We start from the raw sequence: 24,309 nt of genomic DNA on the forward strand, positions 1-24,309 counted from the left end.
ATGCGCACCGCGATCCTGATCTATGTCGCGCCGCTGACGCTCTTGTCGCTTTACGTGCTGATGTCGGTCATGGTCGCCCATGTCTCCGATTGCCCTGCCGACCGTGCCCCCGGAATGCCCTGCCGGCTGGGCGGGCTCGACGTGGCGCCGCTTCTCGACGCGGGCGGCGGGGCCGTGGCGCTTTTTGCGCCGATGGCGCTGGCGTGGCTGGCCCTGGGCGGGATCGCGGTGCTGCTGGTGCGCCGGTTGCGCGAGCGGGGCTGAGCAGGGCTCAGCCCCCGGCAGCCGCCCCGGTCAGCTTGTCCAGCGCGCCGGTCATGCCCTTGACGTAGGGCGCCTCGGCCGGGATGCCGAGCGCGCCCAGCATGTCCGCCGGCGCCTCGTAGGCCAGCCAGACGGCGCCTGCGCCATCCTCGTAGACCAGGACCCTGAGCGGCAGAACCAGCCCGGCCAGCGGTTCGGCCTGCATCGCCGGCGTGCCCGCCTTGGGCGAGCCGAAAACCAGAAGCTGCGAGTCGCCCAGCGACAGCCCCACGCTTTCGGCACCGCGCCCGTGGTCGATCCGGGCGAAAACCGTCAGGCCCGCGCCCGTCACCGCCGCCTCCAGCGCGTCGGCCGTTTCGGCCACGCCCGCTTTGGCGGGCACCTTGACGATCTCGGCAACCGCGGGTGTGACGCTCGCCAGGAAAAGGGCCAGCGCGGCCAGACTGCGTTTCATCTCGGTTCCTCCCGTTATTCGTGCTGTCAGTGTCTGGCCTTGCCGGGCTTTTGCCCATAAAACACTCCGTGATCGGACAAGGACCGCGCCGCCCCATGCTCAAGACCCGCATCATCCCCTGCCTCGACGTGGCCGACGGCCGTGTCGTCAAGGGCATCAATTTCGTGAACCTGATCGACGCCGGCGACCCGGTCGAGGCGGCCAAGGCCTACGACGCCGCCGGCGCCGACGAGCTGTGCTTTCTCGACATCCACGCCACGCACGAGAACCGCGGCACCATGTACGACCTCGTGCGGCGCACCGCCGAACAATGCTTCATGCCGCTCACCGTCGGTGGCGGCGTGCGCACGGTCGAGGATGTGCGCGCGCTGCTGCTGGCCGGCGCCGACAAGGTCAGCTTCAACTCGGCGGCGGTGGCCAACCCCGACGTGGTGCGCGAGGCGGCGCAGCAATTCGGCAGCCAGTGCATCGTGGTCGCAATCGACGCCAAGCAGGTCGCCCCGGGCAAGTGGGAAATCTTCACCCATGGCGGCCGGCGGCCCACCGGGATGGACGCGGTGGAGTTCGCCAAGACCGTGGTGGACAAGGGCGCGGGCGAAATCCTGCTGACCAGCATGGACCGGGACGGCACGAAATCGGGCTTTGACCTGGACCTGACACGGACCATCGCAGAGGCGGTGGACGTGCCGGTGATCGCGTCCGGCGGCGTGGGCGATCTCGACCACCTGGTCGCGGGCGTGACGCATGGCGGCGCCAGCGCGGTTCTGGCCGCCTCGATCTTTCATTTCGGCACCTATACCATCGGCGAGGCCAAGGCCCACATGGCCGCCGCAGGCATCCCGGTGCGTCCGGCATGACCGCGCTCGACCGCCTCGCCGCCACCATCGAGGCCCGCAAGGGCGCCGACCCCGAAACCTCATGGACCGCGAAACTGCTGGCCAAGGGCCCCGAGAAAGCGGCCGAGAAGTTCGGCGAAGAGGCGGTGGAGGCGATCATCGAGGCCGTCAGGGGCGACCGCGCGCGGCTGACCGCCGAGGCCGCGGACGTGCTGTATCACCTGCTGGTGATGCTGGCGGCGCGCGACGTGGCGCTGACCGACGTGCTGGCCGAGCTTGAGCGCCGCGAAGGCACCAGCGGCATCGCCGAGAAGGCCGCGCGCAACTAGCCCCTGTCGCAGGATTTCCGATCGGGAATCCTGATGAATTTCCCTTAAACGTTTTTCGCAGGGCTTCACAGCCGCGACGAAATGATTCCCGTCGCAAAGCCGCCCATGCGCAGTTCGCCGAACAGGCGCTGATGCTCGATCTTCGGACAGCGGTTCTGGATCACCCGCTTGCCCGCCGCCTCGGCCCGCGCCGCGGCCTCGGCATTCTCCACGCCGATCTGCATCCACACGGTTTGCAGCGCCGGAAGGTGGTCCAGCGCCGCCTCGACAATGGACGGCACCTCTTCGGAGCGGCGAAAGATATCCACCATGTCCACCGCCGCATCGCCCGGTATCGAGGCCAGATCGGGATAGACCGGCTGACCCAATATGCGCTTGCCGGCATGGCGGGGATTGACCGGCACGATGCGCTTGCCACGCAGCTGCAAATAGCGCGCCACGAATTGGCTGGGGCGCACCGGGTCGGGCGACAGCCCCACCATGGCGATTATCCGCGCGCGGGTCAGCGTCTCTTTCAGGAAGTCTTCGGAATACTCTGCCATCGCCGTGCAATTACGCAAAAAAGCGCCCGGATTTCAATACCGGGCGCCAGTCACGGAACGAGGGACAGTGAAGTCGGGCAGGGAAGTTCCGTTCTCCCTACCCACACACATAAAATGGGATTCCGGATGCGGCATTTAAAGCCCTGTCACCCAGCCGTGATCGGCGCCCGGTCAGTCGAAGATATCCTCGATCGCGTCCGCAGCCTCTTCGATCAGCCGCGTCCATCGGGGCTTGCGGCGCTTTCTCTTGCGCGGCTTGGGCCGCTTTGCCGGCGGCCTCTCGGGGCGCGGGTCGGGCCGATCCGCGCGCAACCGCTTCATCTCGTGCAGCGGCGCGCCGCAGGCGGTGCAGGACAGTTCATGCCGGTCCCTCCCGCGCAGGCTGAGCGCCGCGCGGGTGCCGCAATAGCAGCAGGTCGCGATCTTGACACCGTGCGGCATGGCCTACCCGTCTTGTTGCCTTGCCGCAGCATATAGGGCGACGGCGGCGGCGTTGGAGACGTTGAGCGACCCGAAACCGCCCGCGGCCGGGATTTTCACCAAGAGGTCGCAGCTTTCCCGCGTCAGCTGCCGCAGGCCCGGCCCCTCGGCGCCCAGCACCAGGCCGACAGGACCGGCTGCGGCCCCGGCCACGCCGGCGTCAAGGGATGTCTCCGCCGCGCCGTCGAGGCCGAGCAGCAGATAGCCCATCTGCCGCAGCGCCGCCATCGCCCGCGCCAGGTTCGGCACGCGCAGATAGGGCTGACGCTCCAGCGCGCCCGACGCGGTCTTGGCCAGCGCCCCGGTCTCGGGGGCCGCGTGACGGTGGGGCGCGATCACCGCGCGCGCGCCGAACACCTCGGCCGAGCGCAGGATGGCGCCCACGTTGTGCGGGTCGGTCACGCGGTCCAGCAGCACCACGCGCGCCGGGCCGCCGCCGGGGGCGCAGACATCCTCCAGCCGGCCCCAGTCCAGCGGCCGCACCTCCAGCGCGGCGCCCTGGTGCACGGCGCCGGGCTCCAGCGGGGCGGCGAACTTGCGCGGGTCGCAAACCTCGGGCGCGACCCCGGCATCGGCGATGGCCGCGCCCAGCTTGTCGGCCGCGTTTTTCGTCACCACCAGCCGCAGCTTTTCGCGCGCCGGGTTCGCCAGCGCATCGCGCACCGCGTGCAGCCCGAACAGCCACACCGTCTCGGCCGCGGCGGCCCGTTTCGCACGCTCTTTCTCGATCACCCAGGCCGGTTTTTTCATCGTCTTTCCATCCCTTTGCGACGGGCGCCACCCATGCGACGCCACCCGCCCGGACGCAAGGGATTTTCCTGTTGACGGGTCCGGCCCCCAAGCGTATTCAACCGCCCACTTGGGCGACGTGCTGCAAGGTGCGGCAGCGGACTGTAAATCCGCCGGGGAGACCCATGCCTGGTTCGATTCCAGGGTCGCCCACCATTCCCCCTACAGTTCGATCTGTCATCACGGCTCGATCGGCCCGGCCCGGCCGAACACGGCCCGCTCGGCCAGGCCGTCGGCATAGGTGATCTCGACCACCACACGCTCGACACTGCCGAGCGGCAGCGAGATATAGGGCAAGCCCTTGATCGCATTGGGCGTGGCCTCGTCGGTATAGCAGGGCTCCATCTCGAACACCGTGTCGGCGGCGTCGGAATTGATGCCGTAGCGCAACTCGGTCAGCCCGCAGCGATAGGCCATCAGGTGGGTGAAATACACCAGGTCGCGCCCGTCGAACTCGCGCACCGCCACCCAGTTGGCGCGCGTCATCCCTAGGATCTTGCGCACCATCTCCGGGTCGGTGAAATGCTGCGCCCCGGCCACCGTGGGCAGGACCAGAAAAAGCGCCATCGCCAATGCCCGCATCATCGCAGCACCTCCCGTTCCAGCAGCCCGGCCACCGGGCTTTCTGGCCCGGCGCTTTGCCCCTATACTGCTGCTCAAAACACATCTCGGGGCAGGACAGAGTATGGCGGCAAAGCGGGCATCGGGCCAGCCCTTCAACATCATGATCGTCGGCCAGAACGGGCGGCTGCAATACGAGGCCGCGCTCTTCGCCGCGTCGCTGCGCGCCTCGGATCAGGGCTTTTCGGGGCGCCTGATCGTGGCCGAGCCTCAGCCAGGGCCGCTTTGGCAAGCCGACCCGCGCCTGGCCGACCCCGGCGTGCGCGCGCTGCTGGCCGATCTCGGCGCCGAGATCGTGCCGTTCGAGAGCCGCGTGTTCGGGCAGCGCTACCCCTACGGCAACAAGATCGAGGCACTGTCGGCGCTGCCCGCGGGCGCGCCCTTCGTCTTCTTCGATAGCGATACGCTGATCACCGGGCCGCTCTCGCAGGTGGCGTTCGACTTCGACCACCCCGCCGCCTCGATGCGGCGCGAAGGCACATGGCCGGAAATCGACCTTTACGGGCCCGGCTACGGGGCGATCTGGAAATCGCTCTACGACCGGTTCGGGCTGGATTTCGAGACCAGCCTCGACACCTCCCAGCCCGACGAATACTGGCGGCGCTACCTCTATTTCAACGCGGGCTGGTTCTTCTTCCACTGCCCGGCCGAGTTCGGCGCGCGTTTTCTCGACTATGCGACGGCGATCCGCGACGATCCGCCCCCCGAACTCATCTGCCAATCGCTCGATCCGTGGCTCGACCAGGTGGCGCTGCCGCTGGTGATCCATGCCTTCGGCGGCGGCCGGCCGGGGCCCGAGCTTTCCGGGCTCGACGGCGACATCACCTGCCACTGGCGCACCATGCCGCTGTTTTACGCCCGCGAAAGCGACCACGCGGTCGAGGTGCTGGAAACGGTGGCCGCGCCCAACAAGATCAAGAAGGTGCTCAAGGCGCACGAACCCTTCCGGCGCTTTGTCTACCAGGGCAAGGGCGCCAGGGCCCGCGCCCTTTTCGACCGCGCGGCCCTGCCCCGGCGCGAACAGATGATCCGCAACCGGCTGAAGAAAGAAAAACTCTGGATGCGTTGAAGGAGAGCCTATGGACGCGCGCAACATGCACGGGGTGATCCCCTATATTGCCACCCCGCTCGACGGCGAGGGCCGTATCGACCGCCCCGCCCTCACCCGGCTGTGCGAGCACCTGATAGATGCCGGCGTGCACGGTCTCGCGCCGCTGGGGTCCACCGGCGAGTTCGCCTATCTCAGCCGCGCGCAGAAGGCCGAGGTGATCGAGACCGTGGTCGCCGCCACCGACGGCCGGGTGCCGGTGATCGCCGGTGTCGCGTCCACCGCCACGGACGACGCGGTCTCCCAGGCCCGCGACTGGGCGGCGCGCGGCGCCGACGGCATCCTCGCGGTGATGGAGGCCTATTTCCCGGTTCCCGACGAGGGCGTGGTGGCCTATTTCAGTGCCATCGCCGAGGCCACCGACCGCCCCGTAACGCTCTACACCAATCCCAATTTCCAGCGCTCGGACCTGTCGCTTGCCGCGATCGAGCGGCTCAGCCGCCACCCCAATATCGCCTACCTGAAAGATGCCTCGACCAATACCGGGCGGCTCTTGTCGATCATGAACCGCACCGAGGGCCGCATCGGGATCTTCGCCGCGTCGTCGCATATCACCGTCGCCGTGATGCTGATCGGGGGACTGGGCTGGATGGCCGGCCCCTCCTGCCTGATCCCGCGCCAAAGCGTGCGGCTCTACGATCTTTGCCGCGGCGGGAACTGGACCGAGGCCATGACGCTGCAGCGCGATCTCTGGGCGGTCAACGAGGCCTTCGCAAAATACAACCTCGCCGCCGCGATCAAGGCAGGGCTGGCGATCCAGGGTTTCGATTGCGGCGCCCCCATCGCGCCGCAGGCGGCGCTCAGCGCGTCGCAGATCAAAGAGCTTGGCGACCTCCTCGACCGGCTGGAGAGCGTCTAGCGCGGGAATTTGGGTATTTGGGCCAAGAAGAAGCGGATATGGGTTTCTTCTTGGAAAAAATACCCGTTGTCCTGCCGGGGCCAGTGGCGCCCCGCCGGGCAATTGCGCGCTCCGTTCAGGAGACGGATTTCCCGCACCGCGGTGCAGGGGCGGACCAGGGTCGTCGCAGCGGGGGCGCGGCGGGGCGCCCGTCCTTTCCCGCGCGGGGTTGTTGAGGGCGGCGCGGCAATGGCCTAGTGCTGGGGACGAGGGACAAATGGGAGTATTCGAGAAATGACCGACACGGCGCAATACGGTTTCGACACGCTGCAGGTTCACGCCGGCGCCCGGCCCGACCCGGCCACCGGCGCGCGGCAAACGCCGATCTACCAGACCACCGCCTACGTGTTTCGCGATGCCGACCACGCCGCGGCGCTCTTCAACCTGCAGGAGGTGGGCTATATCTATTCGCGGCTGACCAACCCCACCGTGGCCGTGCTGCAAGAGCGGATCGCCACGCTGGAAGGCGGCGCAGGCGCGGTGTGCTGTTCGTCGGGGCATGCGGCGCAGATCCTGGCGCTGTTCCCGCTGATGGGCCCGGGGCGCAACGTGGTGGCCTCGACCCGGCTTTACGGCGGGACGGTGACCCAGTTCAGCCAGACCATCAAACGCTTTGGCTGGTCGGCCAAGTTCGTCGATTTCGACGATCTGGACGCCGTGAAGGCCGCCATCGACGACGACACGCGCGCGATCTTTTGCGAAGCGCTGGCCAATCCGGGCGGCTACATCACCGATCTCGACGCCATCGCGCCGATCGCCGAAGAGGCCGGCCTGCCGCTGATCGTCGACAACACCTCGGGGACCCCCTACCTTTGCCGCCCCATCGACTACGGGGCCACGCTGGTCGTGCATTCGGCCACCAAGTTCCTGACCGGCAACGGCACGGTGACCGGCGGGGCCATCGTCGACTCGGGGACGTTCGACTGGTCCGCCTCGGGCAAGTTCCCCTCGCTGTCAGAGCCCGAACCGGCCTATCACGGGCTGAAGTTCCACGAAACCTTCGGCCCGCTGGCTTTCACCTTCCACAGCATCGCCGTGGGCTTGCGCGATCTCGGCATGACGATGAACCCGCAGGGCGCCCATTACACGCTGATGGGGATCGAGACGCTGAGCCTGCGGATGCAGCGGCACGTGGAAAACGCGGTCAAGGTGGCGAGCTGGCTGGAAACCCACCCGGCGGTCGAGGCGGTCACCTATGCCGGTCTGCCGTCGAGCCCCTATCACGAGCGCGTGGCGCGGATCTGCCCCAAGGGCGCCGGGGCGCTGTTCACCTTTGCCCTGAAGGCCGGGTACGAGGCCTGCGTCAAGCTGGTCGATTCGGTCGAGCTGTTCAGCCATGTGGCCAACCTGGGCGACACGCGCTCGCTGATCATCCATTCGGCCTCGACCACCCACCGCCAGCTGACGCCGGAGCAGTTGGAGGCCGCCGGCGCGGCGCCCAACGTGGTGCGGCTGTCGATCGGGATCGAGGATGCCGACGACCTGATCGCCGATCTCGACCAGGCGCTGGCGAAGGCGACGGCCTAGCCGCCTACGGCCCGAGCGAAAAGACCATGGTGACGCTGGCCGACAGCGTCACCTCGCCCGCGGCGACGGGCACCTGGGCGCCGGCCCGCGTGGCCTCTCGCATCATCGGGCGGGGGCTGGCGCGCTCCACGTCCTCGATCTGCTGTACCGGGCCCAGGCTCAGCCCCGCGGCGGTGGCATAGAGTTCGGCCTTGGCCGTCGCGTCGGCCACCGCGCGGCGGCGCGCCTCGTCGATCAGCGGCGCGGGGTCTTGCACGCCGAAGCTGAGCCCGCGAAAGCTGTTGGCCCCCGCGCCGATCACCTGATCCAGCACCGCGCCCAGCGCATCGAGCGCGCGCACGCGCACCGTCAGCCGGTTGGCCGCGGCAAAGCCGGTAATCTGGCGCGCTGGCTCCGAATCGGGGCGCGACCAGACCGGCGAAAGCGTCAGTGCGCTGGTCTGGTCGCGCTCGGCGATGCCGGCGGCCCGCAGCCGCGCCAAGACCGCGGCGGTCTGTGTCGAGACCTGGTCCATCGCCGCGGCGGCGGTGCGCGCCTGGTGCGTCACACCCAGGGTCAGCGTCGCCATGTCGGGCGCCGCTGCGACCTTGCCCTCGCCGGTGACGCGCAAGCTGGGCGGCGCGGCCACCGCCGGCAGGGCAAGCGCCAGCAGAAGGATCGGAAGGAATGGGAAACGCATCGAAATACCCCTTTCTTAAAAGCGCGTTCACGCCTAACTGATGATGCAAAGGAAATCCGGCGGCACGGTTCATTCCATCGGCGAAATCCTGCTATAGTCGCCACGGTCGCGATGCACGGGGCCTGCCGGACCCTTGGGCCACTCGCTATAGATACAGTCAATGAAAGCAAACTTCGCTCTCGATCTTTCACCCGACGGCCTGACGCTGCTGCACCGTTCCGGCTCTGGCTGGACTCGCGTCGGCGAGGCCGCGCTCGACGCGCCCGATCTTGGCGACACGCTGAAGCTGATGCGCAGCACCGCCAGCGCGCTGGAGGGCGGCGGGGTGATGACCAAGCTGATCCTGCCCGAAAGCCACGTTCTCTATACCCGCCTGCCGATCCCCGAAGGCGATGCCGAGGCGCAGGAGGCGGCGATCCGCGCCGGGCTGGACGGGCTGACGCCCTATAAGGTGGAAGAGCTGGTGTTCGATTGGCAGCCCGACGGCGAGGGGGCACAGGTGGCCGTGGTCGCCCGCGAGACGCTGGACGAGGCCGAAACCTTTGCCGCCGAGCATCGCTTCAACCCGGTCTGTTTCGTGGCCGCTCCCGGCGACGGCCGGTTCCCCGGAGAGCCCTGGTTCGGCCTGACCGGGACCGCGGCCGGGCTGCTGCCCGACGGCGAGACGCTGGAGCGTGACGCGGCGCCGCCCGCCGAGCCCGCCCCGGCCCCCGAGCCGGAGGAAGAAGAGACGGCGGCAGCGGCTGACGAGGCGCCCGCGGGCGCAGAAGCCCCCCCGACAGAGTCGACCGAGCAAGACCCCTCGCCGGAGGCGGACGACCTGGCCGAGCCGGACATCCCGACGGCCGAGGCGCAAGACCGATTGCCGGAGGCCGACGATCCTGCCGAGCCGGATATCCCTGCTGCCGACGCGCCAGAGGCGCCCGCGCCGCCCCCCGACGACAGCGTGCCCGAGCCGCCCGGCACCAGCGCCGCAACGCGGGCCGCCTTTGCCACCCAACGCGCCGGCGCCGCGCCCGAGGCGCCGCGGCCCGTTGCCGGCGCGGCGCGCTTTTCCCTGGCCGGGAGGCCGCCGCCGCCCGCGCCCAAGACCGACGAGGATATCGCCCGCGCCGGGGTAACCGCGCCCGAGGTCGCCGGGCTGGACCCGGCGCCGGCGACCAGGCGCCGCGCCCGGCCGGCGACCAGCGCGCCCCGGCCCGCACCAGCCGCGCCCAGCGCCCCGACCCCGCCGCGCAACGAAGCCGAGGCGCTGACCGTCTTCGGCGCGCGCGACACCAAGGCCGAGCCGCGCCGCGGCGGCGCGTTGCTGGGCATTTGGATCGCAGGCGGACTGGCCGCTGTCGCGTTGGCCGCCTACCTGCTGTGGCCCGGCGCGGGCGAGGCACCTGAAGAGACGCTGGCGCGCGTGGCGCCCGATGCCGTCGCGCCGCCTGCGCCCTCCGAGGCCGACCCCACCGGCGGCGGCGAGCCCGAGGTCGCCGCGCCGGACCCGGCGCCGGCTGCGCCGCCGCCACCGCCCGACCCCGCGCGCGCGCCCGCGCGCGAAACGGCCGAGTTGCCCCCCGATGCCCCTGCCGGCACCGCGCCGGGGCTGGCCGATCGCGCCCCCGCCGCGGCGGGCCCGACCCTGCATGACCGGCTGGACGATCTCTACATCGCCTCGATCGACCCGGTGATCCGCTCGCATGACGCGGTCGCCCTGTCGCCGGACGACGGCGCGGCACAGGACGAGGCGCTGCCGCCCCAGCCGCTGCCGCCCGAACCGGGCAATGTCTTCGATCTTGACGAACGGGGGCTGGTGCGACCCACGCCCGAGGGCGCGCTGTCGCCCGAGGGGGTGATGGTGCATACCGGCCCGCCCGAGGTCACACCGCCCCAGCGCCCGGCCAGCGAATCCGACGCCGCGCTCGAAACGGCCGAGCGCACGCGGCTGGCCGGCGTCCGCCCCCGGCTGCGCCCCGGCGGTCTGGTCGAGCGCAACGAGCGGGCCACGCTGGGCGGCTACAGCCGGGTGGAACTGGCGAATTTCCGGCCTGCTGCCCGGCCGGCCTCGGCCCAGCAGGCAGCCCTCGCGGCGGCGGCGACCCGGACCGTTCCGGCCACCCCGCCCGACCGGCAAGGCACCATCGACGCCGCGGTCGAGATCGCCAGCGCCTCGCCCCTGGCCATCGCCCGATCGCGACCGCCCGGCCACCGGCCTGACGATTTCGCCTCGCTGGTGGCGACGGCCCGGCAGGCCGCCCCGGCGGTGCCGGCCAGCGCCCGCGTCACTCCGCGCATTCCCACCTCGGCCTCGGTGGCCAAGCAGGCGACCGTGCCCAACGCGATCAATCTCGGCAAGCTCAACCTGATCGGCGTCTATGGATCGACGTCGAACCGGCGCGCGCTGGTCCGACTGGGCAGCGGGCGCTATGTCAAGCTGAAGGTCGGAGACCGGGTGGATGGCGGGCGCGTGGCCGCGATAGGCGACAGCGAACTGCGCTACATCAAGAGCGGGCGCAACATCGTGCTGAGGATGCCCGGCGGCTAGGGCTTGTGGCGCGTCATCACCGATGTGTCGCAATTGAGATTGGACGCCGGCGGACCTAGGGTCTTCCGGCAACCGGACGGATACGCGCGGCCGGGCGGACGGGAACGGACGAGATGGAAGACTTCCTGCTTCAGGCGACGATCTACCTGACCGCGGCGGTGATCGCGGTGCCGTTGGCCGCGCGGCTGGGGTTGGGCTCGGTGCTGGGGTATCTGGTGGCCGGGGTGATGATCGGCCCGGTGCTGGGGCTGATCGACCACGAGGTGTCCGAGCTGCAGCATTTTGCCGAATTCGGCGTGGTGATGATGCTGTTCCTGATCGGGCTCGAGCTCGAACCGCGCGCACTTTGGAACATGCGCCACCGGTTGTTGGGGCTGGGCGGCCTGCAGATCCTGCTGACCATGGGCGCGGTGATGGCGGGGGCCATGGCGCTGGGGCTGGCCTGGCCCACGGCGCTGGCCGTCGGCATGGCCCTCGCGCTGTCCTCGACGGCAATCGTGTTGCAGACGCTGACGGAAAAGGGGCTGATGCAGACGGGCGGCGGGCGCTCGGCCTTTTCGGTGCTGCTGACGCAGGATATCGCGGTGATCCCGATGCTGGCGCTGCTGCCGCTGCTGGCGGTCAGCCACGGCGCCCTGCCGGGCGAAGCGCACGGCGCCGGGCACGAGTCGATGTCGCTGGTCGAGGGGCTGCCCGGCTGGGGGGTCACGCTGGTCACGCTGGCCGCGGTCGGCGCTGTTGTGGCCGGCGGCCATTATCTGACGCGGCCCGTGTTTCGGTTCATCCACGGCGCGCGGATGCGCGAGATGTATATCGCGCTGGCGCTTCTGATCGTGGTGGGGATCGCGATCCTGATGCTGATGGTCGGCCTGTCGCCCGCGCTCGGCACCTTCCTGGCGGGCGTGGTGCTGGCCAATTCCGAGTTCCGCCACGAGATGGAAAGCGACATCCAGCCCTTCAAGGGGATGCTCCTGGGGCTTTATTTCGTCACCGTCGGCGCGGGCATCAATTTCGAGGTGCTGCTGGCCAGCCCGGCCCTGCTGATCGGGATCACGCTGGCGCTGATCGTCGCCAAGGGGGTGCTGCTTTACCTTCTTGGTAGCGCGTTCAAGCTGCGCGGGCGCGACCGGTGGCTGTTCACCCTGGGGCTGGCCCAGGCGGGCGAGTTCGGCTTTGTGCTGGTCGGCTTCGGGCAACAGCAGGGGGTGTTCGGCACGACACTGGGCCAGCAGCTCTTGCTGGTGATCGCACTGTCGATGCTGATCACGCCATTGCTGTTCATCCTCTTCGACATCCTGTCGCGCCGCATCGCGGCCGCCCAGGACGGGGCCAGGCGCGAACCCGACAAGATCGACGAACAACAGCCGATCATCATCGCCGGCATTGGCCGCTTCGGGCAGGTGGTGAACCGGATGCTGCAGATGTCGGGCTTTCGCGCCACGGTGCTGGACCACGACCTCGCCACGATCGAGCTGATGCGCAAGTTCGGATTCAAAAGCTTTTTCGGCGACCCGACGCGGCCCGAGTTGCTGCACGCGGCGGGGTTGGGCAATGCCAAGGTGCTGGTGGCCGCGCTGGACAGCCGTGACGCCACCACACAGCTGGTGCGCTTTGCGCGGCGCGAGCGGCCCGACCTGCACATCGTCGCCCGTGCCCGCGACCGGGTGCATGTCTACGAGCTTTACCGCGCCGGGGCCGACGACATCGTCCGCGAAATGTTCGATTCAAGCCTGCGCGCCGGGCGTTACGTGCTGGAGAACATGGGGCTCAGCGAGTTCGAGGCGAACGAGTTGCAGAGCGCCTTTTACCACCATGACCGCGGCACCCTGCGCGAGTTGGCAGAGCTTTGGGACCCGGAAATCCCGCTGGTCCAGAACGACGCCTATGTCAAACGCGCGCGAGAGCTGAACACCGAGCTGGAGACCGCGCTCGCATCGCAGCGGAACGGCCGGCCCGATGACGAGGCCGATGGCGGCGGACGCAATGCCGCGGAATAGCGCACCGCAGTGTTGCCGGTTATCCGCGCCGGTCCGCTTTGCGGGACAGACGGGCCATCGGCGCGGCGCGTGATTTCACCCGCAGCTTGGCACCTACCCCACGCACCAAGATCGTGAGACGGTTAGTGACACCGGGTGTGTTGACGACCCAAACTCAGCCGAGACATGGCCAAGAAACAAGAAAAAGGCCGCGGCCCGAGGGCCGCGGCACATAAAGACTGGCGTTTCCTTGCGGATCAGGCAGCGGCGCGGGAGACGAGGACCTCGTCCACCTGCTTTTGCGCGCCGGCCTCGTCGACACCGCTCACCGCGGCGACCTCGCGGGTCAGACGCTCGAGCGCGGCCTCGTAAAGCTGACGCTCCGAATAGCTTTGCTCGCGCTGGTCGTCGGTGCGGTGCAGGTCGCGCACGACCTCGGCAATCGAGATAAGGTCGCCGGAATTGATCTTTTGTTCGTATTCCTGCGCGCGGCGCGACCACATCGCCCGCTTGACCTTGGCCTTGCCCTTGAGCGTCGCCATGGCCTTGGACACGACGTCGGGCGTGGAGAGCGAGCGCATCCCCACCTCGGTCGCCTTGTTGGTCGGAACGCGCAGCGTCATCTTGTCTTTTTCGAACGAGATGACGAACAGTTCCAGCGTGAGCCCCGCGATTTCCTGCTCTTCGATCGAGACGATCTGGCCCACGCCATGGGCCGGGTACACGACATAATCGTTCGGGCGGAACTCGGATTTCTTGGTTTTGGTCATTAAGTCTTTCCTCGCAAGGACCCCCAGGTCAGCACCCGCCTGCCACCGCGCACAGGCCCAAGGGGGCATAAGGCGCTAAAAAACCACCGCGCAGGCGAGCAGTCCTGCGAGTGGATTTGGGGCATTGGGTGCCATTTGTGAACAGAATATAACAGAACACAGGCGAAATTGGAAGGGCATGCCCAACAATCGCACATGTGCGCAACGTGTGACGTTGCGGCACGGGTAATCCGGTCTCGTCGCTTCTCAGCCGCCCTCGCCCGGCGCCTCGGAGAAGTATTTCGTGCGCTTGCCGGCCTCGCCGTCGCGTTCCTCGGCCTCGGGCAGAGGGTCTTTGCGCGTGACGATCACCGGCCAAATCTCGGAGTATTTGCGGTTGAACTCCACCCACTCGTCCATATCCGGCTCGGTATCTGGACGGATCGCGTCGGCGGGGCATTCGGGCTCGCACACGCCGCAGTCGATGCATTCGTCGGGGTGGATCACCAGCATGTTCTCGCCCTCGTAGAAGCAATCGACCGGGCAGACCTCTACGCAGTCGGTGTACTTGCAGGCGATGCAATTGTCGGTGACGACATAGGTCATGTGCGAACTCTCTCTGTCTCGTAGGCCACTTAGCTAGATCAGCCCGGCGCGTCAATCAAGCGGCGGCGTGCGGGTGCTGTCGAGACTGCGGCGATCCTTCTTGGTCGGGCGTCCCTTGCCCTCGTATCGCGGGGCAGAGGGGGCGGTGTCCTTGATCGGGGTCAAGTCCTCGTAGAGCGTGCGCGCCTCGGCCGCGGGGCCGCGCCGCGTGCCGGTGTCGCAGATGCGCACCACGCGGATATCGCGGCCCTGCGGGAAGGTCAGCGTGTCGCCCGGCCCCACCCGGTGGGCGGCCTTGGCCGTCTTGGCGGCGTTGACCCGGACATGCCCGCCCGAAACCACCCGTGCGGCCAGGCTGCGCGTCTTGAAAAACCGCGCCTGCCACAGCCACTTGTCCAGCCGGATCAGCGGGCGCGGGGCGTCGTCGCTCACGCAGGGCTCACGACTTGTCCTTCAGCCCCATGAGAGCGGCGGCGAAGGGGTTGTCGGGGTCGATGGGCTTTTCCTTGCGCGGCGGGCGCGCCTCAAAGCTTTTCGGCTTGTCCTCGCGCGGCGGGCGCTTGCCCTTGGCGCCGGGCTTGCCCTTGGGCCCACGGCCTTTGCCCTCGGGCTTGTCGCGGCGGGGCGGGCGGCCGCCCTTGCGCCGCGGCGCCCACGAAAAGGTGAAGAAGACCTCGATCTCGGGCTCTGGCTCGGGCTCTGGCTCTGGCGGCGCCTCGTCGCCGCTGGCCTCGTCGTCGCTGGCCTCGGGGGCGCTGGTGTCGGGGGCGCTTTCCTGCGGCGCGGCAGGCGCGTCTGCGGCGGCGGTCTGCGGCGCCTCGGTGTCCTCGGGCGTCTCCTCCTGCGGCGTTTCTGTCTCAGGGGCCGCGGAGGGCTCGGCGGTCTCGTCGGGTGCGGTTGCCGCGTCGGTCGCCGCCTCCGGCACGCCGGTTTCGGGCGCGGCTTCGCCCTCGGCCGCCGGTGTCTCGGGTGCGGGCTTGGCCTTGGGCCGCTCGCCGCGCTCGGCGCGGTAGCCCAGGCCCTGCATCAGGTCGGCGAACTGTTCCAGCGTCATGCCGGTGATCGACAGCATGTCCGGCGTCGCCTCAAAGCCGCCGCGGCTGTCCTTGGCGCGCAGCAGATCGGCCAGACGTTCCAGCATGTCGATTCGAATCGCCCGCGCGCCCGCGGCGCGGTAGCCCGACATCGTATGGTAATCGGCCGGGCCGCCCTCGGCGACCGGGATCGTCACCAGCCCCGGCGGCGGGCTTTCGGGAAACTCGTCAAAGCCTTCGGCAAGCGACCAAAGGACCAGCCGCAGCCGCGTCGGCGCGGGCTTCAGCAACAGCGGCATGAACACGGTGAACTGGCCGAAGCGGATGCCGTGCTTGCGCAGCAGGCCCCGCGCCTCCTGGTCCAGTTGCTTGACCTCGGCGGCCACCCGGTCGCGCGGCAGGATGCCCATCGACTCGACCATGCGAAAGGCAAAGCCCCGCGCCAGCCCGGCCAGCGCCTCGTCGCGCTGCATCGCGATCAGCGGCTCGTAAAGCGTGGCGATCTTGCGGTCGATGAAATGCTGCAGCCTGCGCGCGACCTTTTCGGCCACCTCGGCGCCGGCCTCGTCATCGACGAACGCCTCGACGCGGGGCTTGAGCGGCTCGGCGCCGGCCACCAGTTTGCCCACCGCATGTTCACCCCACATCAGCCCGCCCTGCTCGGTAAAGTCGAGCTCGGTGTCGGGGGCGTTGTAAAAGCGGTCGGCGCGCAGGTGGAACTCCGGCGCCAGCGCGGCAATGCTCGCCTGGCGCAGCGTCTTTGCCTCGTCGGGGCTGGCGCTGGCATCCTGGCGGAAGCGAAAGCCCTCCAGCCGGCCGACGAACTGGTCTTCGACGGTTACCTCACCCTTGTCGTTCACCTCGGCCACAAGGCTCTCCTTCTGCTTCAACCGGCGAAGCAGGACACTGGTCCGCCGGTCAACAAATCTCTGCGTCAGCGCGCCATGCAGCGCGTCGGACAGGCGGTCTTCTACTGCGCGGGTCTGCTCGCGCCAATGGGATTCGTCTGCGACCCAACCCGCGCGCTGGGCGACATACGTCCAGGTCCGGATATAGGCCAGACGTTTCGACAACGTGTCAATGTCGCCATCTGTCCGGTCGATCCGCTTTATCTGCCGCGCCAGCCAGTCGTCAGGCACCTGCCCGGCATCCTGGAGAAAGCCGAAGATACGCTCCAGGAGCCCCGCATGTTCGCCCGCCGAGATGCCGCGGAAATCGGGGATGCGGCAGACATCCCACAGCCGGCGCACATCCGGCGCCCCTTGCAGGCGGTCCTGCACCGGGCCCAGCGCGGCCAGGGTCTTGAGCGCCTGCAAATCGTCGGCGTCGCGTCCGCGCGACAGCCATTCGTCCTCGGCCTTCGCCTCGAGCGAGACAATCAACCGGTCCACCGAGCCGAATTCCAGCCTTTCGTTGCGCCAGTAAAGCTTGCGGATGGGCGCGAAGCGATGGTTCATGATCGCCTCTGCCGCGCCCTCGTCGATCGGCGGCGCCTCGCCGGTCACGCCGAAGGTGCCCGGCGTGGTGTGCCGCCCCGCCCGGCCGGCGATCTGGGCCAGTTCGTTGGGCGCCAGCGCCCGCATCCGCCGGCCATCGAATTTGGACAGTCCCGAAAAGGCGATGTGCCGGATGTCGAGGTTCAGCCCCATGCCGATGGCGTCGGTCGCCACCAGGAAATCGACGTCGCCGTTCTGGTAAAGCGCGACCTGGGCGTTGCGCGTGCGGGGGCTGAGCGCGCCCATCACGACGGCGCAGCCGCCCTTTTGGCGGCGTATCAATTCGGCGATGGCATAGACGTTATCAACCGAAAACCCCACGATTGCCGAGCGCGGCGGCATCCGGCTGATCTTTTTCGAACCTGTGTAGGTCAGTTCCGAAAACCGCTCGCGCCGCATGAACTGGGCCTTGGGCACCAACGCTGCGATGGCGCCGCGCATGGTATCGGCGCCCAGAAACAGCGTCTCGTGCAGGCCGCGCGCGTTCAGCAGCCGGTCGGTGAAGACATGGCCGCGCTCGGGGTCGGCGCAAAGCTGGATCTCGTCGATGGCCAGGAAATCTGCACCGATATCGGTTGGCATCGCCTCGGCGGTACAGACCCAATACTGGGTGCGCTGAGGCACGATGCGTTCCTCGCCGGTGACCAGAGCCACCACCGAGGGGCCGCGCAACGCGACGATGCGGTCATAGACCTCGCGCGCAAGCAGCCGAAGCGGCAGGCCGATCACGCCTGTACGGTGGGCGAGCATCCGCTCGATCGCGTAATGGGTCTTGCCGGTATTGGTGGGCCCGAGGACCGCGGTGATCCTCGACGGCTGTCGCATTCTGTCGCCTCTTGCGCCTGCGCCTCAGAGCGAGCGGCCCGACAGCTCTTGCTCGAGCCGCTCCTCGGCCTTTTCTAGGTCAGGATCGTGGGGATGTATAGCGCGGGCGGCACGGTAGATTTCCAACGCTTCGGCCTCGCGGCCGATTTCCTCGAGGATCGTGGCCAGACCGGTCATCGCTTCAAAATGCCGCGGGTTGAGCGCCAGCGCGCGGCGCAGGTCGGCAATGGCCGGCCCGTATCGGTTCGACTTGTAATAGGCCAGCGCGCGGGCGTTGTACCCTTCGGCGAAACCGGGGGCGTGGTCGGTCAGGGCGGTGAAATGCGCGATGGCGACGTCCCAGTCGCCTGCCTCGGCCGCTTCGCGGCCCCGGCGCAACAAGAGGTCCATCGAAGCGGAGCCCGATTTCGACCAGGCGGTGCGGATCTCGTTTTCGACCATCTTCCAGTTGGGCAGATCGGACTTGCCGAGTTCTTCCAACAACTCGTCGACCGGCGCCGCAGACCCAGCACCGGGCGCGAGCCAGACACTTCCCGCAAGGGTAGCCGCGAGAACGGTATTGATAGCTTTGCGTATCGCTTTCATATCGGTAACACTTTAGCGCAACTGGCCGCGAAAGCGAGCGTCGCGCCGGTCACATTTGGAGGAGTGCGATGAGCGAGACGATCGACAAGGCCGTGGAGGCCCTCAACGAAAAACTGTCGGGCGGCATGGATGGCGTGGTGAAATTCGTCATCAAGAACGAGGGCGCCGTCATGGTCGACGAAAACGGCGCGCGCGCCGGCGACGATGCGGCCGATGTCACGCTCACCGCCGACCTCGACACGTTTCGCGGCATGCTCGACGGCGACGTGAACCCGACGGCGGCCTTCATGACCGGCAAGTTGCGCATCTCGGGCGATATGGGGCTCGCGATGAAGCTCGGCTCGGCCTTCGGCTGACATGGAGCAGGCGCCGCTTTTCGACCATATCGCGGATGGCCCGCAAGGCGGGCAGGCCTATTGGGTGCACGCCGAGGACGGCGTGCGGCTGCGCCTCGCGGTCTGGCGCGGCGGGGCGGCGGGCACGGTGCTGCTGTTTCCGGGCCGCACGGAATATGCCGAGAAATACGGCCGCGGGGCGGCTGCGCTGGCGCGGCGCGGCTTTACCACGGTGACCATCGACTGGCGCGGCCAAGGCCTGTCCGACCGGCTGTTGTCCGAGCGCGACCGCGGCCATGTCGACCGGTTTACCGAGTACCAGCGCGACGTCGCGGCCATGCTGGCGGCGACCGAGTCGCTGGCCCTGGCCGGGCCGCGTTTCCTGATTGCGCATTCGATGGGCGGGGCCATCGGCCTGCGTTCCATGATCGAGGGGATGGGGGTAAAGTCGGCGGTGTTCAGTGCGCCGATGTGGGGCATTCGCATACCTTTGCTGTTGCGCCCGGCCGCCTGGGCGCTGAGCGCGGCCAGCCGCCCGCTGGGTTTCGACGGGCGTTTCACCCCCGGCACCGGCGGCGAGAGCTATGTCGCGGCCACGCCGTTCGAGACCAACGAACTGACCACCGACGCCGAGATGTACGCCTACATGCGGCGCCAGCTCTCGACCGAGCCCGACCTCGCCCTTGCCGGACCGAGCCTGGCCTGGCTGCACGAGGCCTTGTGCGACAGCCGCGAGCTTGCGCGCCAGCCTGCGCCCGATGTGCCCGCGGTCACCTTCCTCGGCAGCGCCGAGAAAATCGTCTGTCCCTGCGCCATCGTTCAGCGCATGGAACAGTGGCCCAAAGGCCGGCTGGAACTGGTCGAGGGCGCGCGCCACGAGGTGATGATGGAGGGCAAGACGGTGCGGCGGCGCTTTTACGATGCGGCAGCTTCGCTTTTCCGGGCAACCGGCGGCGTCATGCCACCGCCGCCCCGCCGCTTCACCCATAGCGCTGTAGAAGCAACCTGAGGTCGTCCAGCGTGTTGGCCTCGGCGGCGGGCTTGTCGTGGCGCCAGCGCGCCATGCGCGGAAAGCGCAGCGCCAGCCCGGATTTGTGGCGCGAGCTTTCCTGGATGCCCTCGAAGGCGATCTCGAAGACATGCTGTGGCGTCACCTGCCGCACCGGGCCGAACCGTTGCAGGGTGTTCTTGCGCACCCAGGCGGTGATCTGGCGGAACTCGGCATCGGTGAGCCCCGAATAGGCCTTGGTGAAGGGCACCAGCGCCGCGCCGTCCCACACCGCGAAGGTGAAATCGGTGTAGAGATTGGCCCGCCGCCCGTGCCCCGCCTGGGCATAGACCATCACCGCATCGACGCTCAGCGGATCGACCTTCCATTTCCACCAGTCGCCCTTCTTGCGGCCCGCCAGGTAGGGCGAGGCGCGCCGTTTCAGCATCACCCCCTCGGCGCCCAACCCGCGCGAGGCGGCGCGGGTCTCGGCCAGGCTGTCCCAGGTGTCGAACGCGATCAGCGGCGACAGGCGCAGCGGCAGGCCCGCGGGCAGATCGGCCAGCAGCGCCTCCAGCCGCGCGCGGCGCTCGGCGAAGGGCAACGCCCTTGTATCCGCGCCGCCCTCCTCCAGCAGATCGTAGGCCTTCAGCACCACGGGCGCCTCTTCCAGCAGTTTCCTGGGCACGCTCTTGCGCCCCAGCCGCTTTTGCAGCGCGTTGAAGGCCAAGGGGCGGTCGCCCGCCCAGGCCAGGATTTCGCCATCCAGCACCGTGCCCGGCGGCAGGAAATCCCGCGCCGCGGCCAGTTCGGGAAAGCGGTCGGTCATGAGCTCTTCGCCGCGCGACCAGACGAAATGCTCAGCCCCCCGCACGATCAACTGGCCGCGGATGCCGTCCCATTTGTGCTCGGCCAGCCAGTCCTCGGGCGCGCCCAGCCCCTCCGGCCCGTCCTCCAGCTGGTAGGCGAGGTAAAAGGGATAGGGACGCGAGAGGTCCGCCGCCGGGTCGGGCGCCTCAATCAGCGCATGATAGCTGGTCGTCTCGGGCCGCCAGTCGCCCATCAGACGGTGCGCCAGCTCGGCCTCGTCCTGACCTGTGGCCTGCGCCAGCGCACGGGTCATCAGCTTCTGGCTGACGCCCACGCGAAAGCCGCCGGTGATCAGCTTGTTGAACAGGAACCGCTCGGTCCCGTCGAGGCTGTCCCAGGCATTCAGGATACGCGCCTTGCGCTCGGGCTCGTCCACCGTGGCCAGCGCGCGGATCTCGGCCATACGCTCGGCCAGTGTGGCCTTGCTGGCGCTCGCCGCGGGCGGCAGCACCAGCGCGATGGTCTCGGCGAGATCGCCCACCACCGGATAGCATTCCTCGAACAGCCAAAGGGGCAGCCCCGCCCGCTCGGCCGCCCATTCGCGCAGCCGCGTGGTGGTGACCGCCCGCCTTGGCCGCCGCCCGGACAGCAGTGCGATGGTCCATAGCCGGTCGGCCGCGGGCGCCTCGGAAAAATAGGCGGCCAGCGCATCGACCTTGGCGGTTGTCCGGGTGGTCTGGTCGAGCGACGTGAAAAGCCGGGCAAAGCGTTTCATGCCGCCCCCTCGCCCGCCTCCAGGCTTTCGCCCTCGAACTCGGTCTCGACGATGGTCGCGTCGTAGCCGCGGCTTTCCAGCCAGCGGCGGAAGACCGATGTGTATCCGTGGGTGACCAGCACCTTTTCCGCACCGGTCGCCGCAATGGCCGCGTTCAGCCCCGCCCAGTCGGCATGGTCCGACAGCACAAAGCCGCGGTCCGCCGCCCGCCGCCGGCGCACGCCCCGAAGGGCCATCCACCCCGAAGCGAAGCCGGTCGAGGCCGGGCGAAACCGCCGCGCCCACGGGCCCGCCAGCGCCGAGGGCGGCGCCAGTACCAGCGCGCCCGCATGCGCCTTGAGGTCGATCTCCGGCGTGACCTGCACCGTCTCGGGCAGCGCGATTCCCTGCGCCCGCATCACCGCGTTCGTCGCTTCCACCGCGCCATGGGTCAGGATCGGCCCGATGCCGGGGTCGAGCCCCGACAAAAGCCGCTGCGCCTTGCCCAGCGCATAGGCGCCCAATAGCGTGAAGCGGCCGGCGGCGCGGTTGCCGGCCCACCAGCGGTTGACCTCGCCCATCACCTCGGCCTGGTCGGCCCATTTGAACACCGGCAGCCCAAAGGTGCATTCGCTGACGAAGGCGTGGCATTTCACCGGCTCGAACGGCTCTGACAGCCCGTCGGGCACGGTCTTGTAATCGCCCGACACGACCCAGACCTCGCCGCCCCTCTCGACCCGGATCTGGGCCGAGCCCGGCACGTGCCCCGCCGGGTGGAAGGATACCGTCACGCCGCCGATGGTGCGCGCCTCGCCATAGCCCACCGTATCCAGCGCGATCTCGCCCAGCCGGTGGCGCATCACCGGGGCGGCCGCGCGGGTCGCCAGATAGGCCGCGTGCCCGGGCCGCGCATGGTCGGCATGGCCATGGGTGATCAGCGCGCGCGGCACCGGCGCCCACGGGTCGATGAAGAAATCGCCCTCGGGGCAATAGATGCCCTTTTCGGTCACACTCAAAAGCGGGTCGCGCGCCATGAGCCAACTATAGTGCCGGGCCGGTCCGGCGCCACGGGCGATATCGGCCGCGCCCCGGACCGCCCGATTGGCCATAATATCTGCACCGACCGGGCCGGTCCGGGTTGCGACTTGGGCCGCGCGCGCCCTATCTGTCATTGAAACCTGACCGAGAGGGAATTTCGATGCGCCTGACCAAGTCTTCGCCTGTCTTCGACGCCAATGCCAGCACCGGGGCCGAGGGCTTCGGCGATCTGCCGGTGTGGGATCTGACCGACCTCTACGCCGCCGAGGACGCGCCAGAGCTGAAACGCGACATGGACTGGCTGGAAAAGGCCTGCGCCGAGTTTGCCGCCGATTACGAGGGCAAGCTGGCCGGTCTCGACGCCAAGGGCCTTCTCGATTGCGTTCTGCGCTACGAGCGGATCGAGGCTGTGTCGGGGCGGATCATGTCCTTCGCGGGCCTGCGCTACTACCAGAACACCACCGATGCGGGCCGCGCCAAGTTCATCTCGGACTGCCAGGACAAGATTACCGGCTTTACCTCGCCTCTGGTCTTCTTCTCGCTGGAGATCAACCGCATCCCCGATGACAAGCTCGACGCGCTTTTCGGGGAAAACGCCGATCTTGCCCGTTACAAGCCGATCTTCGACCGGCTGCGCGCGATGCGGCCCTACCAGCTGTCGGACGAGCTGGAGAAATTTCTCCACGACCAGTCGGTCGTGGGCGCGACCGCCTGGAACAAGCTGTTTGACGAGACCATTGCCGGGCTGGATTTCAACGTCGATGGCGAAAGCTACGGCATCGAGGGTACGCTCAACTTTCTCACCGACCACGACCGCGCCAAACGCGAGGCCGCGGCGCGCGAGCTGGCGCGCGTCTTCGGCGAGAACGTCAAGCTTTTCTCGCGGGTCCACAACACGCTGGCCAAGGAGAAAGAGGTCGAGGACCGCTGGCGCGGCATGCCCAGCCCGCAGACGGGGCGCCACCTGTCGAACCACGTCGAACCCGAAGTGGTCGAGGCGCTGCGCGATGCGGTGGTCGCGGCCTACCCCAAGCTTTCGCACCGCTACTACGCGCTAAAGGCCAAATGGCTGGGGCTGGACAAGCTGCAAGTGTGGGACCGCAACGCGCCGCTGCCCACCGAGGACCAGAAAACCGTGGACTGGGACACCGCCAAGGCCACCGTGCTGGAGGCCTATGGCGAATTCTCTCCCAAGATGGCCGAGATCGCCGAACCCTTCTTTACCGAGGGCTGGATCGACGCGGGCGTGAAGCCCGGCAAGGCGCCGGGCGCCTTTGCCCATCCCACGGTGACCGAGGTGCACCCCTATGTCATGCTCAACTATCTCGGCAAACCGCGGGACGTGATGACGCTGGCCCACGAGCTGGGCCACGGCGTGCACCAGGTGCTGGCCGCCGACCAGGGCGAGCTTTTGTCCTCCACGCCGCTGACCCTGGCCGAGACCGCCAGCGTGTTCGGCGAGATGCTGACCTTCCGCAAGCTGCTGGCCGCCGCGAAAACGCCGGAGGAGAAAAAGACCCTGCTCGCCGGCAAGGTCGAGGACATGATCAACACCGTCGTCCGCCAGATCGCGTTCTACGATTTCGAGTGCAAGCTGCACGATGCGCGCAAGGGGGGCGAGCTGACGCCCGACGACATCAACGCGCTGTGGATGAGCGTACAGGGCGAAAGCCTCGGCCCCGTCTTCGAGTTCATGGACGGGTACGAGACCTTCTGGGCCTACATCCCGCATTTCGTCCACTCGCCCTTCTACGTCTACGCCTATGCCTTCGGCGACGGGCTGGTGAACGCCCTTTATGCCGTCTACGAGGAAAGCGGGCCGGCCTTCCAGGACAAGTATTTCGCCATGCTCAAGGCCGGCGGGTCCAAGCACCACAAGGACCTCCTGGCACCCTTCGGCCTCGACGCCTCGGACCCGGCCTTCTGGGACAAGGGGCTGTCGATGATCTCGGGCTTCATCGACGAATTGGAGGCGATGGAAGGCTGACCGCCCGCTTCCCGCTGGGTGCGAGGGCCCGTTCGGGGCAATACCGAACGGGCTGCGCGCCGTGCC

The 24,309-nt window shown here is 68.5% G+C and carries 24 protein-coding genes and 1 tRNA gene; 12 read left to right on the forward strand and 13 right to left on the reverse strand.

The window, feature by feature from the left end; translation table 11 throughout:
* Positions 1 to 264, forward strand: a complete 264-nt coding sequence (locus Ga0609869_RS02125) for a hypothetical protein (protein WP_125403565.1) — start codon at positions 1 to 3, stop codon at positions 262 to 264.
* A 7-nt stretch (positions 265 to 271) separates the two neighbouring features.
* On the opposite strand, the gene Ga0609869_RS02130 is transcribed toward Ga0609869_RS02125, so the two are convergent.
* On the reverse strand, positions 272 to 718 hold the full coding sequence (locus Ga0609869_RS02130) for a DUF302 domain-containing protein (protein ID WP_125403566.1): 447 nt from the start codon (positions 716 to 718) through the stop codon (positions 272 to 274).
* A 95-nt stretch (positions 719 to 813) separates the two neighbouring features.
* Here Ga0609869_RS02130 and hisF point away from each other — a divergent pair, with 95 nt between their 5' ends.
* Positions 814 to 1,575, forward strand: coding sequence for an imidazole glycerol phosphate synthase subunit HisF (gene hisF, locus Ga0609869_RS02135; RefSeq protein ID WP_125403567.1), 762 nt, complete (start codon positions 814 to 816; stop codon positions 1,573 to 1,575).
* Complete coding sequence (locus Ga0609869_RS02140; protein ID WP_125403568.1) at positions 1,572 to 1,883, forward strand: phosphoribosyl-ATP diphosphatase; 312 nt, start codon at positions 1,572 to 1,574, stop codon at positions 1,881 to 1,883. Before hisF ends, Ga0609869_RS02140 begins: the two co-directional genes overlap by 4 nt.
* A 65-nt stretch (positions 1,884 to 1,948) precedes the next feature.
* Here Ga0609869_RS02140 and Ga0609869_RS02145 read toward each other — a convergent pair whose 3' ends face one another.
* The 3 genes from Ga0609869_RS02145 to rlmB form a co-directional block, all read right to left on the reverse strand.
* Positions 1,949 to 2,425 carry a CoA-binding protein gene (locus Ga0609869_RS02145; RefSeq protein ID WP_125403569.1) on the reverse strand — a complete coding sequence of 159 codons (477 nt, stop codon included), beginning with the start codon at positions 2,423 to 2,425 and terminating at the stop codon, positions 1,949 to 1,951.
* Between the two features lie 171 nt (positions 2,426 to 2,596).
* The gene (locus Ga0609869_RS02150) at positions 2,597 to 2,866 is read right to left on the reverse strand and encodes a hypothetical protein (protein WP_125403570.1); all 270 of its coding nucleotides are present in this window, start codon (positions 2,864 to 2,866) and stop codon (positions 2,597 to 2,599) included.
* A 3-nt stretch (positions 2,867 to 2,869) separates the two neighbouring features.
* The gene (gene rlmB / locus Ga0609869_RS02155; RefSeq protein ID WP_125403571.1) at positions 2,870 to 3,655 is read right to left on the reverse strand and encodes a 23S rRNA (guanosine(2251)-2'-O)-methyltransferase RlmB; all 786 of its coding nucleotides are present in this window, start codon (positions 3,653 to 3,655) and stop codon (positions 2,870 to 2,872) included.
* A gap of 111 nt (positions 3,656 to 3,766) precedes the next feature.
* Between rlmB and Ga0609869_RS02160 the strand changes: the two genes are divergently transcribed.
* Positions 3,767 to 3,850: transfer RNA gene (locus tag Ga0609869_RS02160), tRNA-Tyr, on the forward strand.
* Between the two features lie 24 nt (positions 3,851 to 3,874).
* On the opposite strand, the gene Ga0609869_RS02165 is transcribed toward Ga0609869_RS02160, so the two are convergent.
* Positions 3,875 to 4,279 carry a hypothetical protein gene (locus Ga0609869_RS02165; RefSeq protein ID WP_245972118.1) on the reverse strand — a complete coding sequence of 135 codons (405 nt, stop codon included), beginning with the start codon at positions 4,277 to 4,279 and terminating at the stop codon, positions 3,875 to 3,877.
* A gap of 100 nt (positions 4,280 to 4,379) precedes the next feature.
* On the opposite strand from Ga0609869_RS02165, the gene Ga0609869_RS02170 reads away from it, so the two are divergent.
* The 3 genes from Ga0609869_RS02170 to Ga0609869_RS02180 all read left to right on the forward strand — a co-directional run bounded on the left by Ga0609869_RS02170 (position 4,380) and on the right by Ga0609869_RS02180 (position 7,848).
* Positions 4,380 to 5,384: a GT-B fold glycosyltransferase domain-containing protein gene (locus Ga0609869_RS02170; protein WP_125403572.1), complete on the forward strand. Its 1,005-nt coding sequence runs from the start codon at positions 4,380 to 4,382 to the stop codon at positions 5,382 to 5,384.
* 10 nt (positions 5,385 to 5,394) lie between these two features.
* Positions 5,395 to 6,282, forward strand: a complete 888-nt coding sequence (locus Ga0609869_RS02175; RefSeq protein ID WP_125403573.1) for a dihydrodipicolinate synthase family protein — start codon at positions 5,395 to 5,397, stop codon at positions 6,280 to 6,282.
* A gap of 273 nt (positions 6,283 to 6,555) precedes the next feature.
* Positions 6,556 to 7,848, forward strand: coding sequence for an O-acetylhomoserine aminocarboxypropyltransferase/cysteine synthase family protein (locus tag Ga0609869_RS02180; RefSeq protein ID WP_125403574.1), 1,293 nt, complete (start codon positions 6,556 to 6,558; stop codon positions 7,846 to 7,848).
* 4 nt (positions 7,849 to 7,852) lie between these two features.
* On the opposite strand, the gene Ga0609869_RS02185 is transcribed toward Ga0609869_RS02180, so the two are convergent.
* Entirely contained in the window at positions 7,853 to 8,527 is a 675-nt protein-coding gene (locus Ga0609869_RS02185; RefSeq protein WP_125403575.1) for an SIMPL domain-containing protein, read from the reverse strand.
* Between the two features lie 160 nt (positions 8,528 to 8,687).
* Between Ga0609869_RS02185 and Ga0609869_RS02190 the strand changes: the two genes are divergently transcribed.
* Positions 8,688 to 11,060, forward strand: a complete 2,373-nt coding sequence (locus Ga0609869_RS02190; RefSeq protein WP_369022828.1) for a hypothetical protein — start codon at positions 8,688 to 8,690, stop codon at positions 11,058 to 11,060.
* Between the two features lie 113 nt (positions 11,061 to 11,173).
* Positions 11,174 to 13,057 (forward strand): monovalent cation:proton antiporter-2 (CPA2) family protein, encoded by a 1,884-nt coding sequence (locus tag Ga0609869_RS02195; protein ID WP_125402920.1) that lies wholly within the window; start codon positions 11,174 to 11,176, stop codon positions 13,055 to 13,057.
* A gap of 236 nt (positions 13,058 to 13,293) precedes the next feature.
* On the opposite strand, the gene Ga0609869_RS02200 is transcribed toward Ga0609869_RS02195, so the two are convergent.
* The 5 genes from Ga0609869_RS02200 to Ga0609869_RS02220 all read right to left on the reverse strand — a co-directional run bounded on the left by Ga0609869_RS02200 (position 13,294) and on the right by Ga0609869_RS02220 (position 18,331).
* Positions 13,294 to 13,806: a CarD family transcriptional regulator gene (locus Ga0609869_RS02200; RefSeq protein ID WP_125402921.1), complete on the reverse strand. Its 513-nt coding sequence runs from the start codon at positions 13,804 to 13,806 to the stop codon at positions 13,294 to 13,296.
* A gap of 246 nt (positions 13,807 to 14,052) precedes the next feature.
* Positions 14,053 to 14,391 (reverse strand): ferredoxin FdxA, encoded by a 339-nt coding sequence (gene fdxA / locus Ga0609869_RS02205; RefSeq protein ID WP_125402922.1) that lies wholly within the window; start codon positions 14,389 to 14,391, stop codon positions 14,053 to 14,055.
* 51 nt (positions 14,392 to 14,442) lie between these two features.
* A complete protein-coding gene (locus Ga0609869_RS02210; protein WP_245972069.1) occupies positions 14,443 to 14,823 on the reverse strand; it encodes an RNA-binding S4 domain-containing protein in 381 nt (126 codons plus the stop codon).
* A gap of 7 nt (positions 14,824 to 14,830) precedes the next feature.
* Positions 14,831 to 17,746: a helicase-related protein gene (locus tag Ga0609869_RS02215; protein WP_125402923.1), complete on the reverse strand. Its 2,916-nt coding sequence runs from the start codon at positions 17,744 to 17,746 to the stop codon at positions 14,831 to 14,833.
* A gap of 24 nt (positions 17,747 to 17,770) precedes the next feature.
* The gene (locus Ga0609869_RS02220; protein ID WP_125402924.1) at positions 17,771 to 18,331 is read right to left on the reverse strand and encodes a tetratricopeptide repeat protein; all 561 of its coding nucleotides are present in this window, start codon (positions 18,329 to 18,331) and stop codon (positions 17,771 to 17,773) included.
* A gap of 68 nt (positions 18,332 to 18,399) precedes the next feature.
* On the opposite strand from Ga0609869_RS02220, the gene Ga0609869_RS02225 reads away from it, so the two are divergent.
* Entirely contained in the window at positions 18,400 to 18,687 is a 288-nt protein-coding gene (locus tag Ga0609869_RS02225; RefSeq protein ID WP_125408200.1) for an SCP2 sterol-binding domain-containing protein, read from the forward strand.
* A gap of 1 nt (position 18,688) precedes the next feature.
* Positions 18,689 to 19,675, forward strand: a complete 987-nt coding sequence (locus tag Ga0609869_RS02230; protein ID WP_125408198.1) for an alpha/beta fold hydrolase — start codon at positions 18,689 to 18,691, stop codon at positions 19,673 to 19,675.
* Here Ga0609869_RS02230 and Ga0609869_RS02235 read toward each other — a convergent pair.
* Both Ga0609869_RS02235 and Ga0609869_RS02240 read right to left on the reverse strand, forming a co-directional pair.
* Positions 19,647 to 21,239, reverse strand: a complete 1,593-nt coding sequence (locus tag Ga0609869_RS02235) for an ATP-dependent DNA ligase (RefSeq protein ID WP_125408196.1) — start codon at positions 21,237 to 21,239, stop codon at positions 19,647 to 19,649. The two genes, Ga0609869_RS02230 and Ga0609869_RS02235, sit on opposite strands and share 29 nt — an antisense overlap.
* Complete coding sequence (locus tag Ga0609869_RS02240) at positions 21,236 to 22,252, reverse strand: ligase-associated DNA damage response exonuclease (RefSeq protein WP_125408260.1); 1,017 nt, start codon at positions 22,250 to 22,252, stop codon at positions 21,236 to 21,238. The genes Ga0609869_RS02235 and Ga0609869_RS02240 overlap by 4 nt, the downstream gene beginning before the upstream one ends.
* Positions 22,253 to 22,416: 164 nt before the next feature.
* Here Ga0609869_RS02240 and Ga0609869_RS02245 point away from each other — a divergent pair, with 164 nt between their 5' ends.
* Positions 22,417 to 24,243 (forward strand): M3 family oligoendopeptidase, encoded by a 1,827-nt coding sequence (locus tag Ga0609869_RS02245; RefSeq protein WP_125408194.1) that lies wholly within the window; start codon positions 22,417 to 22,419, stop codon positions 24,241 to 24,243.
* The last annotated feature ends 66 nt before the right edge of the window (positions 24,244 to 24,309 follow it).

It is taken from the genome of Rhodovulum iodosum (assembly GCF_041020385.1).
GTDB classification, from domain to species: Bacteria; Pseudomonadota; Alphaproteobacteria; order Rhodobacterales; family Rhodobacteraceae; genus Rhodovulum; species Rhodovulum iodosum.

Excerpts from the sequence above, each read along its gene's own strand:
- Ga0609869_RS02240 (WP_125408260.1), bottom strand. The coding sequence starts at position 22,252 with ATGGCGCGCGACCCGCTTTTGAGTGTGACCGAAAAGGGCATCTATTGC.
- Ga0609869_RS02140 (WP_125403568.1), top strand. The coding sequence starts at position 1,572 with ATGACCGCGCTCGACCGCCTCGCCGCCACCATCGAGGCCCGCAAGGGC.
- rlmB (WP_125403571.1), bottom strand. The coding sequence starts at position 3,655 with ATGAAAAAACCGGCCTGGGTGATCGAGAAAGAGCGTGCGAAACGGGCC.
- Ga0609869_RS02245 (WP_125408194.1), top strand. The coding sequence starts at position 22,417 with ATGCGCCTGACCAAGTCTTCGCCTGTCTTCGACGCCAATGCCAGCACC.
- Ga0609869_RS02225 (WP_125408200.1), top strand. The coding sequence starts at position 18,400 with ATGAGCGAGACGATCGACAAGGCCGTGGAGGCCCTCAACGAAAAACTG.
- Ga0609869_RS02170 (WP_125403572.1), top strand. The coding sequence starts at position 4,380 with ATGGCGGCAAAGCGGGCATCGGGCCAGCCCTTCAACATCATGATCGTC.
- Ga0609869_RS02145 (WP_125403569.1), bottom strand. The coding sequence starts at position 2,425 with ATGGCAGAGTATTCCGAAGACTTCCTGAAAGAGACGCTGACCCGCGCG.
- Ga0609869_RS02235 (WP_125408196.1), bottom strand. The coding sequence starts at position 21,239 with ATGAAACGCTTTGCCCGGCTTTTCACGTCGCTCGACCAGACCACCCGG.
- Ga0609869_RS02150 (WP_125403570.1), bottom strand. The coding sequence starts at position 2,866 with ATGCCGCACGGTGTCAAGATCGCGACCTGCTGCTATTGCGGCACCCGC.
- Ga0609869_RS02175 (WP_125403573.1), top strand. The coding sequence starts at position 5,395 with ATGGACGCGCGCAACATGCACGGGGTGATCCCCTATATTGCCACCCCG.
- Ga0609869_RS02230 (WP_125408198.1), top strand. The coding sequence starts at position 18,689 with ATGGAGCAGGCGCCGCTTTTCGACCATATCGCGGATGGCCCGCAAGGC.
- Ga0609869_RS02185 (WP_125403575.1), bottom strand. The coding sequence starts at position 8,527 with ATGCGTTTCCCATTCCTTCCGATCCTTCTGCTGGCGCTTGCCCTGCCG.
- hisF (WP_125403567.1), top strand. The coding sequence starts at position 814 with ATGCTCAAGACCCGCATCATCCCCTGCCTCGACGTGGCCGACGGCCGT.
- Ga0609869_RS02130 (WP_125403566.1), bottom strand. The coding sequence starts at position 718 with ATGAAACGCAGTCTGGCCGCGCTGGCCCTTTTCCTGGCGAGCGTCACA.
- Ga0609869_RS02195 (WP_125402920.1), top strand. The coding sequence starts at position 11,174 with ATGGAAGACTTCCTGCTTCAGGCGACGATCTACCTGACCGCGGCGGTG.
- fdxA (WP_125402922.1), bottom strand. The coding sequence starts at position 14,391 with ATGACCTATGTCGTCACCGACAATTGCATCGCCTGCAAGTACACCGAC.
- Ga0609869_RS02190 (WP_369022828.1), top strand. The coding sequence starts at position 8,688 with ATGAAAGCAAACTTCGCTCTCGATCTTTCACCCGACGGCCTGACGCTG.
- Ga0609869_RS02220 (WP_125402924.1), bottom strand. The coding sequence starts at position 18,331 with ATGAAAGCGATACGCAAAGCTATCAATACCGTTCTCGCGGCTACCCTT.
- Ga0609869_RS02215 (WP_125402923.1), bottom strand. The coding sequence starts at position 17,746 with ATGCGACAGCCGTCGAGGATCACCGCGGTCCTCGGGCCCACCAATACC.
- Ga0609869_RS02165 (WP_245972118.1), bottom strand. The coding sequence starts at position 4,279 with ATGATGCGGGCATTGGCGATGGCGCTTTTTCTGGTCCTGCCCACGGTG.
- Ga0609869_RS02200 (WP_125402921.1), bottom strand. The coding sequence starts at position 13,806 with ATGACCAAAACCAAGAAATCCGAGTTCCGCCCGAACGATTATGTCGTG.
- Ga0609869_RS02180 (WP_125403574.1), top strand. The coding sequence starts at position 6,556 with ATGACCGACACGGCGCAATACGGTTTCGACACGCTGCAGGTTCACGCC.
- Ga0609869_RS02125 (WP_125403565.1), top strand. The coding sequence starts at position 1 with ATGCGCACCGCGATCCTGATCTATGTCGCGCCGCTGACGCTCTTGTCG.